The 13,864-nt window shown below is 60.9% G+C and carries 9 protein-coding genes; 6 read left to right on the top strand and 3 right to left on the bottom strand.

Translation table 11 applies throughout. The features are described 5' to 3' along the window. Positions 1–12: 12 nt before the first annotated feature. Complete coding sequence (locus M0654_RS07165) at positions 13–948, bottom strand: LysR family transcriptional regulator (RefSeq protein ID WP_248682471.1); 936 nt, start codon at positions 946–948, stop codon at positions 13–15. Positions 949–1,101: 153 nt separating this feature from the next. Here M0654_RS07165 and M0654_RS07160 point away from each other — a divergent pair, with 153 nt between their 5' ends. The 4 genes from M0654_RS07160 (at position 1,102) to M0654_RS07145 (ending at position 7,481) form a co-directional block, all read left to right on the top strand. Then, complete coding sequence (locus M0654_RS07160) at positions 1,102–1,893, top strand: alpha/beta hydrolase fold domain-containing protein (protein ID WP_248682470.1); 792 nt, start codon at positions 1,102–1,104, stop codon at positions 1,891–1,893. 60 nt (positions 1,894–1,953) lie between these two features. Next, the gene (locus tag M0654_RS07155) at positions 1,954–3,138 is read left to right on the top strand and encodes an efflux RND transporter periplasmic adaptor subunit (RefSeq protein ID WP_248682469.1); all 1,185 of its coding nucleotides are present in this window, start codon (positions 1,954–1,956) and stop codon (positions 3,136–3,138) included. Positions 3,139–3,253: 115 nt separating this feature from the next. Beyond that, positions 3,254–6,439, top strand: a complete 3,186-nt coding sequence (locus M0654_RS07150; protein ID WP_248682468.1) for an efflux RND transporter permease subunit — start codon at positions 3,254–3,256, stop codon at positions 6,437–6,439. Between the two features lie 97 nt (positions 6,440–6,536). Continuing rightward, positions 6,537–7,481 carry an NAD(P)/FAD-dependent oxidoreductase gene (locus M0654_RS07145; RefSeq protein WP_313791071.1) on the top strand — a complete coding sequence of 315 codons (945 nt, stop codon included), beginning with the start codon at positions 6,537–6,539 and terminating at the stop codon, positions 7,479–7,481. A 29-nt stretch (positions 7,482–7,510) separates the two neighbouring features. On the opposite strand, the gene M0654_RS07140 is transcribed toward M0654_RS07145, so the two are convergent. Continuing rightward, positions 7,511–9,559 carry an ATP-binding protein gene (locus M0654_RS07140; protein ID WP_248682466.1) on the bottom strand — a complete coding sequence of 683 codons (2,049 nt, stop codon included), beginning with the start codon at positions 9,557–9,559 and terminating at the stop codon, positions 7,511–7,513. Positions 9,560–9,860: 301 nt separating this feature from the next. Next, positions 9,861–10,268 carry a response regulator gene (locus M0654_RS07135; protein WP_248682465.1) on the bottom strand — a complete coding sequence of 136 codons (408 nt, stop codon included), beginning with the start codon at positions 10,266–10,268 and terminating at the stop codon, positions 9,861–9,863. A 242-nt stretch (positions 10,269–10,510) separates the two neighbouring features. Between M0654_RS07135 and M0654_RS07130 the strand changes: the two genes are divergently transcribed. Together M0654_RS07130 and M0654_RS07125 are read left to right on the top strand one after the other, a co-directional pair. Next, positions 10,511–11,677 (top strand): ABC transporter substrate-binding protein, encoded by a 1,167-nt coding sequence (locus M0654_RS07130; protein ID WP_248682464.1) that lies wholly within the window; start codon positions 10,511–10,513, stop codon positions 11,675–11,677. A gap of 207 nt (positions 11,678–11,884) precedes the next feature. Next, entirely contained in the window at positions 11,885–13,849 is a 1,965-nt protein-coding gene (locus tag M0654_RS07125) for a DEAD/DEAH box helicase (RefSeq protein WP_248682463.1), read from the top strand. Positions 13,850–13,864 lie beyond the last annotated feature (15 nt).

Here is a 13,864-nt window from a genome sequence, read left to right as displayed (position 1 = left end):
CGAACGCCCGGGTTAGCTCGCCCTGCGTATCTGCGCCCGCTGCTCCTCGGCCTTCAGGGTCTGGACAAGTCGTGCCAGCCAATCAACGAAGACCCGCACCTTGTTGGAAAGGTGCCGCGTCTGCGGATAAACAATGTAGAGCGGCAAGGGCTCACAATCCCAGTCCGGCAGCACCTCGATCAGTTCTTCTCTGGCCACCGCATCGCGAACCATGAACTCGACGGCCTGGGCAATGCCGATGCCGGAGATCGCGGCGTTGACATAGGATCGGGCATCGTTGACCGAGATCACGTAGCGCGGGTTGATCTCAAGTTTCTCGTCACCACGGCAGAAGTCCATCGGCATGATCCTGCCGCTCGTCGCGTTGAGGTAACCGATGCAGTAGTGGCTTTCCGTCAACTCGTTCGGATGGTTGGGTATGCCGAATTTTTCGATGTATCGCGGCGCCGCATAGAAGCGAAAGCCGATCTCGCCAACCTTGCGCGCAATCAGTGACTGATCGGTCGGGGTACCACCCCGCAGGGCGCAATCGACGTTCTCGGCGATGTAATCGACAAGACGGTCACCCACGCCGATATCCAACGTGATCTGCGGGTACCGTGTGTGGAAGTCACAAAGGTTGGGGATCACAAGCAGATCCGCGAATGCGCCTGCCATCTCCACGCGCACGCGTCCCGTCGGTTGCGTCTGCGAGTTCGACATGCTGCCGTCGAGTTCATCCAGCTCGGCAAGGATCTGGGCCGCCCGCTCATAATAAAGCGCGCCGTCCGTCGTCACCATGACGCGACGCGTCGTGCGGTTGAGCAGCGTGGTGCGCAAATGCCGTTCAAGGCCTTGCACCATGTTGGTCACTGTTGTCTTCGGCATGTTCAGCGTCGCGGCCGCACGAGAGAAGTTCCCGGTCTCAACAACGCGCACGAACACCCGCATTGCAGACAGCTGATCCATAGCGCTCTCCTCTGTCTTCTGAATTATCCGCCGACTTGGAATAGTGTTGCCAAAAATGCAAACTTGTGCGACCGGCCTTGAACAATAATATCAGATGCGAACTCAACGGCAAGCGACCCGTTAAAGTGGGATTGTCAGCCGGAGGAACAATGGATGTCGGTACAGTGGGAAAACGTCGACTTTGCAACGACTAAGCCATCGGTGCCGATGCGGCTTTATGAAGGAGCAGCCAAAGGCAAGGCTCCCGCTCTTGTTTTGTATCTGCGTGGCGGAGCGTTCCTCAGCCGGGATCGAAAGGAGATAGAAAGACCCATCGGGAAAGCGTTTGCGGAAACGGGCGCCGTCGTTCTCGAGGCAGATTATTCCCGCGTTTCGCACAACGTCTTTCCGCAGGCGATGGAATGCGCCTTCATGGCACTGAAGTGTCTTTCCGGACGGCGCAAACAGTTCGGCAGCCCGCGGTCGCGGCTCCTTGTCGCCGGAGATGAGGCTGGTGGCAACCTCGCCGCCAGCGTCGCACTCAAGGCGCGGGACCAGATGCCGGGTGAGTTGAGCGGTCAGGTGCTTCTGTCGCCGATGATCGACCCGATGATGGCGACGGCATCGATCCGCAAGGCTGACAAGATCGGCATGGGCCAACGTTGGGCCGAAGGCTGGAGCCACTATCTTGGCTCCCACTGCGGCTTCCAGCACCCCTATGCGGCGCCATGCCTCTGTTCGCGGCTTTCGGGTGTCGCACCCGCTTTGGTCGTGACATCGGAAGATGATCCGCTGCACGACGAGACAGTTGGTTATGCCAGCCGTCTCAAGGCCTCCGGCGTGACGGTAAGGCAGAAAGTATTCCCGGCCAGCTGTGGCTGGACCGGCATTTATAGCGAAGGCGATGGCAAGTGGATGGCAACACTCTGTTCCGAATTCACCGCCTTCGTGGACAGTTTAAATTAGTAGCATGACGTATTTGAAACGGAATAGCGGCCGCCTCCCAAGGCCGTAAGGAGACTACCAATGGCATCGAGACTATCAAACTGGGCCCTGTGGGGCACCGGGCTGGGTACGGCTGCGCTTATCGTTGGCGCTTCCTTTTACCTGGACATGCCACAGGGCGCCAATGCAGCGCCGACGACCGAAACCGCACCGGCCCCGGCCGTCCCGGTGACGGTTACCACCGTAACTCCGCGCAATGTCACCACCTGGCAGGAATTTTCGGGACGACTTGAAGCCGTTGATCGGGTCGAAATCCGCCCCCGGGTTTCCGGCGCCGTGCAGTCCGTCCACTTCCGGGAAGGCGGGCTCGTCAAGGCGGGTGATCTGCTCGTGACCATCGATCCCGAACCTTACAAGGCGGCGGTTGCTCAGGCGGAAGGCCTGGTCGCCTCTGCCGAAGCCAAGGTCGATCATGCAAAGACTGAACTCGAGCGTGGCAAGAACCTCGCTGCCAAGAACACGATCTCGCAAAGCGATCTTGCGCAACGTCAGAGCACCTACAGCGAGGCTATTGCGAACCTGCAGTCGGCCAAGGCGGGCCTCCGGACAGCGCAGTTGGAGCTCGGATACACCGAAATCCGCGCCCCGATCGATGGCAGGATCGGCAAGCTGGAAGTAACCGTCGGCAACCTTGTCGCCGCCGGCTCCACTTCCGTTCCGCTGACGACGCTGGTGTCAATCGATCCGATCTATGCAAGTTTCGCGGCCAACGAAGAACTGGTGGCAAAGATCCTGGCGGATCTTCCGGTGGAGAATGGTTCTCCCGCCATTGACCGTGTTCCGGTCGAGATCAGCACGCTGGCCGGCGAGGATACCAAGATCCGCGGCAAGTTGCAGCTGATCGACAATGAAGTGAACACCACGAGCGGCACGATTAGCGTTCGGGCTGTCTTCGACAATCCGACTGGAAAGCTTCTTCCCGGCCAGTTTGTTCGTGTCCGGCTTGGCCAGCCGAAGGCCTCCGAGCACCTGATGGTCAGCGAAAAGGCGATCGGCACGGACCAGGACAAGAAATTCGTCTTCGTGGTGGATGCCAAGAATACGGTTGGGTACCGGCAGGTGGAGCTGGGCTCGACGCTAGACGGTCTGCGAATCGTCGAGAAGGGCCTGAACCCCGGTGATCGCATCGTGGTCAACGGCCTTCAGCGTATTCGCCCGGGCGCCGTGGTTGCCCCCGAAGACGAAGCACAGCTTGCCCACAAGTAACACCTGACCGGCGGACGCCGGTCAGACTGCAGCAAAACCTCAGCCCTTGTCACCTGCGGCCGTTTAGCCGCGGGGCGGGCGTTTGCATCCTTCACCCTGGAGAGAGGGTTTCGACATGAATATTTCCCGCTTCTTCGTCGACAGGCCGGTCTTTGCCGGCGTTCTGTCGATCCTGATCGTGGTGGCTGGGCTGATCGGCCTTCGCGCGCTGCCAATTTCGGAATATCCGGAGGTCGTTCCTCCATCGATTGTCGTGCGAGCGGTATACCCCGGCGCCAACCCGACCGTGATCTCTGAAACGGTGGCGACACCGCTTGAAGAGCAGATCAACGGCGTCGAAGACATGCTCTACATGAACAGCCAGGCGACCTCCGACGGCGTGCTGACGCTGACGGTCACGTTCAAGCTTGGCACGGATGCCGACAAGGCCCAGCAGCTCGTTCAGAACCGCGTCTCGCAGGCTGAGCCAAGGTTGCCGGCTGAAGTCCGCGCGCTCGGGATCACCACGGTCAAGAGTTCGCCTGACTTCATCATGGTGGTCAACCTCGTCTCCGATACCGACCGCTATGACATCACCTACCTGCGCAACTATGCGACGCTGAACGTCAAGGACCGGCTAACCCGCATCCAGGGCGTCGGCCAGGTGCAGGTCTTCGGTGCCGGCGATTACTCCATGCGTGTCTGGATCGATCCGCAGAAGGCAGCCGAACGTTCGCTTGCTGCAAGCGACATCACAAACGCCATCCGTGGACAAAATGTTCAGGCTGCCGCGGGCATCATTGGTGCTTCGCCGACCCAGCCGGACGTCGACCTGCAGCTCAACGTCAATGCCCAGGGTCGTCTGCGCACGCCGGAGGAATTCGGCAACATCATCGTCAAAAGCGGCGCAAATGGCGAAATCACCCGGTTGCGTGATGTTGCTCGCATCGAACTTGGTGCGGCCGACTACACGCTGCGTTCGCTTCTCGATGGTCGTCCGGCTGTTGCTGTCGCCGTTCTGCAGGCCCCCGGTTCCAACGCCATCGAGATTGCCGACAACGTCAAGGCGACCATGGACGAGCTCCAGCTCTCCATGCCGGAAGGCGTGAAGTACGAGATCGTCTATGACACGACCAAGTTCGTGCGTTCCTCGATCGAGAAGGTGGTTGACACGCTGCTAGAAGCGATCGCCCTTGTCGTGCTCGTGGTCATCCTCTTCCTGCAGACATGGCGCGCCTCGATCATCCCACTGATCGCCGTTCCGGTATCGATCATCGGCACCTTCGCCGTAATGTATGCCTTCGGCTTCTCCATCAACGCGCTCACGCTCTTTGGCCTCGTGCTGGCGATCGGCATCGTGGTGGATGACGCGATCGTCGTGGTGGAGAATGTCGAGCGCAATATCGAGAACGGTCTTTCGCCACGTGAGGCGACCTACAAGGCGATGACGGAAGTCTCCGGCCCGATCATCGCGATTGCGCTGGTTCTGGTCGCGGTCTTCGTTCCGCTCGCATTCATTAGCGGCCTGTCCGGCCAGTTCTACCGGCAGTTCGCACTGACGATCGCGATCTCGACGGTAATTTCGGCGATCAACTCCCTGACGCTGTCGCCCGCGCTCGCGGCCCTGCTGTTGAAGGACCACCATGCCAAAAAGGACTGGCTGACGCGGTTCATGGACGCCATCCTTGGCTGGTTCTTCCGTGGCTTCAACCGCGCATTCGGTGCTGCCTCGAACGGTTACGGTCGGACGGTAGGTGGCCTCCTGTCACGCAAGAGCCTGGTTATGATCATCTATCTTGCACTCGTTGGCGCGACCTACAGCATGTTCAACGCGGTACCCGGCGGCTTCGTGCCGGCGCAGGACAAGCAGTACCTGATCGGCTTTGCTCAATTGCCGGACGGTGCGACGCTCGACCGGACGGAGGACGTGATCAAGCGCATGAGCGACATCACGCTGGAGCAGCCGGGCGTCGAGCATGCCATTGCGTTCCCAGGGCTCTCCATCAACGGCTTCACCATCGGCTCCAACGCCGGCATCGTCTTCGCCGTCCTCGACGATTTCGAGAACCGCAAGACGCCGGAGCTGTCAGGTGGCGCCATCGCGATGCAGCTGAACCAGAAGTTCGGCGCGATCCAGGATGCCTTCATCGCCATGTTCCCGCCGCCACCGGTCAACGGGCTTGGCCAGACGGGCGGCTTTAAGCTGCAGATCGAAGACCGTGCCGGCTTGGGTGCCACGGCGCTGGACGAAGCGACCAAGGCGGTGCTCGCCAAGGCGAACCAGACACCTGAGCTTGCCGGCATCTTCTCGAGCTTCCAGATCAACGTGCCGCAGCTTTATGCGGATCTTGATCGGGCAAAGGCGCAACAGCTTGGCGTCTCGGTGACGGATGTCTTTGACACGCTGCAGATCTACCTCGGCTCGCTTTATGTCAACGACTTCAATGCGTTTGGCCGCACCTACAGCGTGCGCGTCCAGGCGGACTCGAAGTTCCGGGCAAAGGCGGAAGACATCGGGCAGTTGAAGGTCCGCTCACAGGCAGGCGAGATGATCCCGCTTTCGGCCCTGTTGAAGGTTGAGGCCCAGACAGGTCCGGAGCGCGCCACCCGGTATAACGGCTTCCTCTCAGCCGACATCAACGGCGGTCCAGCACCCGGTGTCTCGTCCGGCCAGGCGGAAGCTGCGATCACAAAGATCCTCGACGAGACTTTGCCGCCGGGCATCGACTTCGAGTGGACGGACCTGACCTACCAGCAAATCCTCGCCGGCAACTCGAGCGTCATCGTCTTCCCGCTCGCACTACTGCTCGTCTACCTCGTGCTGGCGGCGCAATATGAAAGCCTCACACTCCCACTTGCGATCATCATGATCGTGCCGATGGGTGTGCTGGCGGCGCTGACAGGCGTGTGGTGGACAGGTGGAGACAACAACATCTTCACCCAGATCGGGCTGGTGGTGCTTGTCGGGCTATCGGCGAAGAATGCGATCCTGATCGTGGAGTTCGCGCGAGAGCTGGAGTTCCAAGGCCGAACGCCCTTCCAGGCCGCGGTCGAGGCTAGCCGGCTTCGCCTTCGCCCGATCCTGATGACATCAATGGCCTTCATCATGGGTGTCGTGCCGCTGGTCTTCTCGACCGGTGCGGGTGCTGAGATGCGCGTCGCCATGGGTATCGCCGTCTTCTCCGGCATGATCGGCGTCACCTTCTTCGGCATCTTCATGACGCCCGTCTTCTACATGCTGGCTCGGGTGATTACCGGTAACCGCCCCCTGCGCCAGCACGGGAAGGAGGTCGCCGAACCGGCTTTCTCTCCAGCCGAGTAAGCTGGCCTCCAGGCCGCGCGGGTTCTGTCCACCGGGAGCCCGCGCGGTCTCGCTTTGTCTGGAGAGGATACGGGAGCGGAACCACCGGCTCCGCCAGTTGTTAAGGCAGCCCTTGTTTAATCCAAAGGAGCTGGCGATTTCCGCGTTAGATGCAGTTGTCATAGGTGGCGGGCCGGGCGGATTGACCGCAGCCATCTATCTTGCCCGTTTGCACCGCAAGGTCGTGGTGCTCGATTCCCGTCAGAGCCGCGCGTCGCTGATCCCACGCTCGCACAACCATCCCGCCTTTCCGAACGGCATCGAGGGGCCGGAACTGTTGGAGCGGATGAGAAAGCAGCTGGACAACTACGGCGTCGAGATCAGGCACACCGCCGTATCCGCTCTTCGCCAAGACGGCGACGGTTTGCTGGTCGATCTCAAGGATGGGCAACTCGAAACGAAGAACGTTATCCTCGCCACTGGCATTGAGGATAACCTGCCGCCCGTGGATCATCCCCATGACCTGGTCCGTTCCGGGCATATTCGCCTTTGCCCCATCTGCGATGGGTTCGAGATCGCCGGACGTCCCGTCGTCGTCATCGGCGCGACCGAAAGAGCTGCTGCCGAGGCCAAATTCATCCGCTCCTTTACCCAGGTCATCACCATTTCCACCCTTGGACAACCGCTCGACATGAGCGACAAGACGATCGGTCGCCTGACTGAATGCGGCATCGCAATCCGGCAAGAGCCCCTGCGCGACTGTGTGCCGGTGGAGAACGGCGCCGTCGACCTTCTCCTCGACGGATCCGAGCCGATGCACAAGGTGGTGCTGTATTCCGCCCTTGGCGTCAGGCCTCGTTCGGCTCTCGCAAAACAGCTGGGCGTCGAGCTGGAAGAGGATGGTCGGATCAAGGTGAACGGGCATCAGGGAACATCGGTGCCCGGCTTTTATGCGGTGGGCGACGTCGTGACAGGCCTCAACCAGCTTGGCGTTTCGATGGCCCAAGGCGAAGTTGCCGCTGTGGCTGCGCACAATCGCATCCGGGAACTGGACGACGACTGATGGCCGTATTCGCAATAGCTGACCGGCGGTTAGCTTTTCGCGGGCCTCTCCAGACGAATGACGTTCACAGGCTCAGCAATCGCTGCCTTTGCAGCGCCTAGCGCGCTCGCCAGGTCTTCGATCTTGAACGGTTTGCCCACGACCGGACGTGCGATCTCCGCGCCAGCTTCCAGCTTATCGCTATAGCCCGTCATCAACACGATCGGCAGCCGACGGTGTCGTCTGCTCGCCTCGTCCGCCAACTCGATACCGGACATGCCGGGCATCATGATATCGCTGACCAAGGCCTCGATGCCCGGCTGGTGCTCCAGAATATCGAGCGCCTCCCGCCCGCTGGAGGCGGTAATAACATTAGCGCCAAGCTCCTCGAGCGCCAGGCGCACGGATTCCAGCGAGGAGGGGGTATCGTCAACGACGAGGATCGTCTGCGGTAAATCAAGAGACTGCCGGGTGTCGTCAGTCGACATCCGTTGCTCGTTCGACTTAGGGAGAAGCAAGGTAAACGCACTGCCATGGCCAACGACGCTGGTGACCTTCACCGCGCCGCCGCTGCCCTGCGCAAAACTATGAACCTGGGTGAGCCCCAGACCCGTGCCGTTGTTGTTCTTGGTCGAGAAGAACGGTTCAAACACGCGGCCGAGATCGTCTGGTGCGATGCCGCGCCCCGTGTCGGAGACGGTGAGCGCGACAAACGATCCGTGAAGCGTCGGCACTTCCGCCTTGCCGTCCAGCACGTTGCGCGCCGAAATGGTGACGTGGCCGCCGGACCCCAGCGCATCGCGGGCGTTGGTCAGCAGGTTGATCAGTGTAATCTCCAGACCCGCCGGATCCACATGGATTGGCCAGATATCGTCCGGCAACTTGATGTCCATCACCACAGTATCATTAACCGCCTGTCTCAACAGAGGCGCGAGTTCGGCGAGTTTCAGGTCCAACTCAACCGTGGTTGCGCCTTGGTTGGACCGGCGCGAAAATGAAAGAAGTCGCTGGGTAATCGCCTTGCCGCGCGTTACGCCTTCGCTCATGTGCGACAGCATCTGGTTGACGCGTTGCTCGTCATGGCGTCGCCGCTTGATGCCCTCGACGCCCGATTGGAACACCATCAGCAGGTTGTTGAAGTCGTGCGCCGCCTGGCCCGTCAGCTTGCCCAGCGCATCCATCCGCTGCCAGTTTGCCATACTTTCGCGTTCTCGGTTTCGAGCGCGAACCTCGCGCTGGAATAGGAAGGCGGCAGAACCGAACAGCAAAATCGTGCAGAGGCTCGCCAAAGTGATCAGGATGGTGGCGTTGCGAGCGAGACGTTCATACTCGGCAAGGGGGAGGCCGATCCGCACGCGCCAGGGAATGGTATCGAGCCGAACCTCTGCCATCTGCAGCATTGCGCCCGATGTTGTGGTCGCGGACCCGAAGGAGCCGCCGCTGAAGGTCGCGAATTCCGTCGCGGGTTCGCCGGCAAGCGCTGGTGATCCCGTGGAGGCCACCAGCCGATCCTGTCCGTCGACCACATATGCCGTCCAAGTTTCTGGCAAGCCGCTGGAGTAGAGAAGGTTAGTCACGACGGTCGGGCGCATCACAACCGAAAGGATCGCGCGCGTCTTGTCCTTGCGGATCACCGGAACGCGGATCGGGAAGGCGGCCTGATCGCGCGGGCCCATCGCCACGTTGCCGATCACAGGCGCGGCAGTGCGAACGGCCGTTTCGTGGCTTTCCATCTCGACAACGCGCTTGCTGCCCTGCACCGGCGGCACCGCGAGCACGACCGTACCCTCAAGATCCGAGACTCTGATCTGCTCCCATTCCGGCACGCGCTCGCGAAGACGCCGCGCCAGCTCGGAAAATGCGGAGCGGACGATCGGCGGATCAAGGCGCGGGGATTCTGCGACGATCGCCAGCAATTGCATCTGGCTGTTTAGTTCGCGCTGCAGGACACCGGCCAAGGTTGCCGCTCTCCCGCGTACTGAATCATCAAGGTTCTTCTGCTGTTCGCGAATAAAGAACCACCCCATAACGGCAGCCAGGATGATGACCGGAATGAGCGATGCAGTGACGAGGAGGAGCGCAGGGCGCGTTCTGTTCAAAAGGCCCTCCGAGGCCGTGAATCTCCGTGTTAGAATAAGACTCGAGCGGAAAGTTACAATGGGACGACCGGCGACTTGCGCAATGGCTGGGACTTACGCGTTTTCGGGAAAAGCCTGCGCATCCCACCGGTGAGTTCGTGTACGGGTGCAAACGAAGATGCGGGAGCCACCCAGGCGTGAGCAGCTCCCGCTGTGTCCCGATTGGCGGCGGGACGAGGCGGCCTTGTATGAGCTGAAGCTTGTGCGGCCAAGGATGAGCATTCGCTAATCAACCGCATCGGGGAAATGAGACCGGTCCGTGTCACTGGTACGACGGTTCGAAGACCTTCATGTTTCTTGGCGCCAATCCGGCACGGCCCTCGCAGCGGCACGAGGCAAACTCGATGGCGCTGATGAGATCCAGGTCTCTGACAGGCTTGGAGATCACCCCGAGCGTGCCTTCTATGCCATTTGCCACCGATTCCGGATTAGCGGTCATGAAGATCACGCAGCAGCCTTTTGCTGCCAAATCTCGACCAATCAGTGGTCCGGTCGGTCCATCGAGAAGATTGACATCCACGAAGGCGATATCGGCTTCCTCATCCAGTCGTTCGACATCCCTGCGGCTGGCGGCGATGCCTGAGACATGATGCCCGAGTTCGAGAACAGCGTCCTCGATCGCCATTGCGATCAGAAACTGGTCTTCCACGATCAGGATGCGCTTGTTCATCCGGTTCCCCTTCGTCCGGCACCCTAACGGGGCGGCCGGCGAATCGTTCCGAACAAATAGATGAACGTTCTAAACTGGTCGTGCGGGAAGGTCGCGACGCCGAAGCCTGTATCGGACCTGACGCTTTGATGTCGCTTAAGATTTTCCCCAGTTGACGGACGGTTCTTTCATTGAAAATGTGGGTGCGAGTGGCGGCAGCAGGGAGGTGTTGCGCGCCAGCTTAATCTCTGGAGGAGGATGAAATGATCAGAAGGACTTTTTTGGGCGCTGCCTGCTTGGCGCTGAGCGGGCTGGCGGCAATGCCGGCTGTTGCCCAGGAGGCCGTCAAGGTGGGTCTGATCCTGCCGATGACCGGGCCCTTTGCGTCAACCGGACGCCAGGTTGAAGCCGGTATCAAGGCGTATATGGCGCTGAATGGTGATACCGTTGCCGGCAAGAAGATCGAGGTCGTGCTACGCGATGACGCTGGCGTTGCGGACCAGACGCGCCGTATCGCCCAGGAGCTCGTCGTCAATGATGGCGTGAAGATGCTGATGGGCTTCGGCCTGACGCCACTTGCCATGTCCGTTGCACCCGTCCTCAATCAGGCGAAGATCCCGGCCATCATCACCTCGGCCACGACCTCGGCGATCATGGCGCAGTCGCAGTACTACGTGCGAACCTCCATGGCTGGACCCCAATCGGCAGTCCCGGTCGCAACCTGGGCCGTGCAGAACAACATGAAGAAGGTCGTGACGCTGGTCTCCGACTATGGCCCGGGCATCGACATCGAGCAGGGTTTCACCAACCAGTTCGAGAAGGAAGGCGGTACGATCGTCGAGGCGATACGCGTTCCGCTCGCCAACCCTGACTTCGCCCCGTTCCTCCAGCGCGTCCGCGACGCAAAGCCGGACGCCGTGTTCGCCTTCGTCCCATCGGGCGTCGGTTCGCTGTTCATGAAGCAGTTCATCGATCGTGGCCTTGCCGAAGCCGGCATCAAGCTGATTGGCACAGGCGACATCACCGACGACGACCTGCTGAATGGCATCGGTCCGGCCGCCAAGGGCGTCATCACCGGGCATTTCTATTCGGCGCTGCACGACAGCCCGGAGAACAAGGCATTTGTCGCCGAAGTACGGAAAGCCAACAACAACATGCGGCCGAACTTTATGGCCGTCGGCGGCTATGACGCGATCAGCCTTGCCTACGAAGCGCTGAAGAAGACCAATGGTGACACTGACGGCACCAAGCTTGTCGAAGCGATGAAGGGCATGTCGTGGACGAGTCCGCGCGGGCCGATTACCATCGATCCGGCGACACGCGACATCGTGCAGGACATCTACATGCGCGAAGTGAAGGAAGTCGACGGCGAACTCTATAACGTCGAGTTTGCTACCTTCCCGAAGATCAAGGACCCGAACGCGAAGTAGCGTTTCGCCGTCGGATGCGGCAGCCTCAGTCTGCCGCATCCCTCTAAACGAACCTTGTCTGCTGACCTCCGCTGCCAAGCTGCAGCCACACGTCCATTCTTCTGCCTTTGACTTTTCAGCCGCGAGCCGATAGGACCGCGACACGATCGTGCTGCGTGTGTTGCAGCGCTGGCGCGTCTGCGCACTGAAACTCCGGAAGACAAGAAGATGACAGAATATGACAACGCCGTGCCGGCGATTGCCAAGGCATTGGCGAAGCGCGGTTACGAGACGCTGACGCCCGTACAGCAATCCATGCTCGACCCTGCGCTCGTTGATGCCGATGCGCTGGTTTCGGCGCAGACGGGGTCAGGTAAGACTGTCGCCTTCGGCATCGCCATGGCGCCGACGCTATTGAAGGGCGCTGAACGTTTCTCGCAGGCCGGAAGCCCGCTTGGCCTGGTCATCGCGCCGACGCGCGAGCTCGCCATGCAGGTCAAGCGCGAGCTCGACTGGCTTTACGAGATGACCGGCGCGACGATCACGAGCTGTGTCGGCGGCATGGATATACGGACCGAACGCCGTGCACTTGAACGCGGCGCGCACATCGTGGTCGGCACGCCTGGCCGCCTGTGCGACCATATTCGGCGTGGCGCGCTGGATATCTCCTCACTTCAGGTGGCGGTACTCGACGAAGCGGATGAGATGCTTGATCTCGGCTTTCGCGAAGACCTCGAGTTTATTCTTGAGTCCGCGCCAGCGGAACGCCGCACGTTGATGTTCTCGGCAACCGTTCCCGCGGCGATTGCCAAGCTCGCCAAGAGCTACCAGCGCAACGCCGTCCGAATAGCAACGGCTGCCGAAGAAAAGCAGCATGTCGATATTGAATACCGGGCGCTGATGGTCGCCCCTTCGGATCGCGAGAATGCGATCATCAACGTACTTCGCTACTATGACGCCACGAACGCCATCGTCTTCTGTTCGACGCGCGCTGCGGTCAATCATCTGACTGCACGTTTCCATAACCGGAACTTCGACGTTGTCGCCCTTTCCGGCGAACTGACGCAGAATGAACGTACGCACGCCCTGCAGGCGATGCGCGATGGCCGCGCGCGCGTTTGTATCGCAACCGATGTCGCAGCGCGCGGGATTGATCTCCCTGGCCTCGACCTCGTCATCCATGCCGACCTACCGACCAACTCGGAGACACTGCTTCATCGGAGCGGACGCACGGGACGTGCTGGTCGCAAGGGCATCAGCGCCTTGATCGTTCCGATAAACGCTCGCCGCAAGGCCGAGCGCCTGCTAGGTGGCGCCGGCATCACGCCGACCTGGGCACGTCCACCCTCTGCCGACGAAGTCGCGGCGCGCGACGACGAGCGGCTGTTGTCGGACTCAATTTTTGATGATGCACCGCGCGAAGACGAGCAGGAACTGATCGAAAAGCTTGTTTCGAGCCACGGCGCAGAGAAGCTCGCCGCAGCCTTCATCGCACTCTACCGCTCGAAATATTCAGCGCCGGAAGAAATCGCGGAAGTCTCGCTTGAAGCGCGAAAGCCTCGCGATGCTGGCGATCCGGCTTCGCGGCCGTTGACGCCGCGTGGTGATTTCGGCCCAGCCGTGTGGTTCTCCCTGTCAGTTGGCCGCAAGCAGCGCGCCGAGCCGCGGTGGCTCATTCCCACCCTTTGCCGCGCTGGTGGGTTCACCAAGAACGAGATCGGCGCGATCAAGATGCAGCCTGACGAGACCTTCGTCGAGATTGCAGCTGCCCAGGCGGATGCGTTTCTGAAGAAGCTCGGCAAGGACGGCATGATGGAACGGGGTATCAAGGCAACCCGTCTCGCCGGCGCACCGGATTTCAACAGCTTCACCCGTGGCGAGGATGGACCGGTTCGCGACGGCCCCCGCATGGACAAGCCGTGGAAGGATAGGCCGCGCAAGGACAAACCGTGGAAGGACACCCCGCGGCGCGACCAGGAACAGAAGGAGCGCCCGGCCAAGGCAAGAGCCGCCGGATCCGGACCGCGTGACGAACGCCGTATGGACGACGAAGTCTGGGGCCCGGCGCCGAAATCGAAGAGCTTCGCGGGCCGGAAGCCCTCAGCCGGCAAATCATCTGATGCACGGGGACCAAAGCCGTTCGACAAGGGCAAGCCTAAGGCCAAGAGCGGCGGGAACGACCGCCGCAAGTGATCTCATTGCGTCGGC

This window comes from Neorhizobium turbinariae (genome assembly GCF_023223505.1).
In the GTDB taxonomy this organism is placed as follows: Bacteria; Pseudomonadota; Alphaproteobacteria; order Rhizobiales; family Rhizobiaceae; genus Neorhizobium; species Neorhizobium turbinariae.
Note: the sequence above shows the minus strand (reverse complement) of the source record. Positions and strands in the feature narration are given on the sequence as shown.

Coding starts and splice junctions, on each gene's coding strand:
- M0654_RS07165 (WP_248682471.1), bottom strand. CDS start 948: ATGGATCAGCTGTCTGCAATGCGGGTGTTCGTGCGCGTTGTTGAGACC.
- M0654_RS07160 (WP_248682470.1), top strand. CDS start 1,102: ATGTCGGTACAGTGGGAAAACGTCGACTTTGCAACGACTAAGCCATCG.
- M0654_RS07155 (WP_248682469.1), top strand. CDS start 1,954: ATGGCATCGAGACTATCAAACTGGGCCCTGTGGGGCACCGGGCTGGGT.
- M0654_RS07150 (WP_248682468.1), top strand. CDS start 3,254: ATGAATATTTCCCGCTTCTTCGTCGACAGGCCGGTCTTTGCCGGCGTT.
- M0654_RS07135 (WP_248682465.1), bottom strand. CDS start 10,268: ATGAACAAGCGCATCCTGATCGTGGAAGACCAGTTTCTGATCGCAATG.
- M0654_RS07130 (WP_248682464.1), top strand. CDS start 10,511: ATGATCAGAAGGACTTTTTTGGGCGCTGCCTGCTTGGCGCTGAGCGGG.
- M0654_RS07125 (WP_248682463.1), top strand. CDS start 11,885: ATGACAGAATATGACAACGCCGTGCCGGCGATTGCCAAGGCATTGGCG.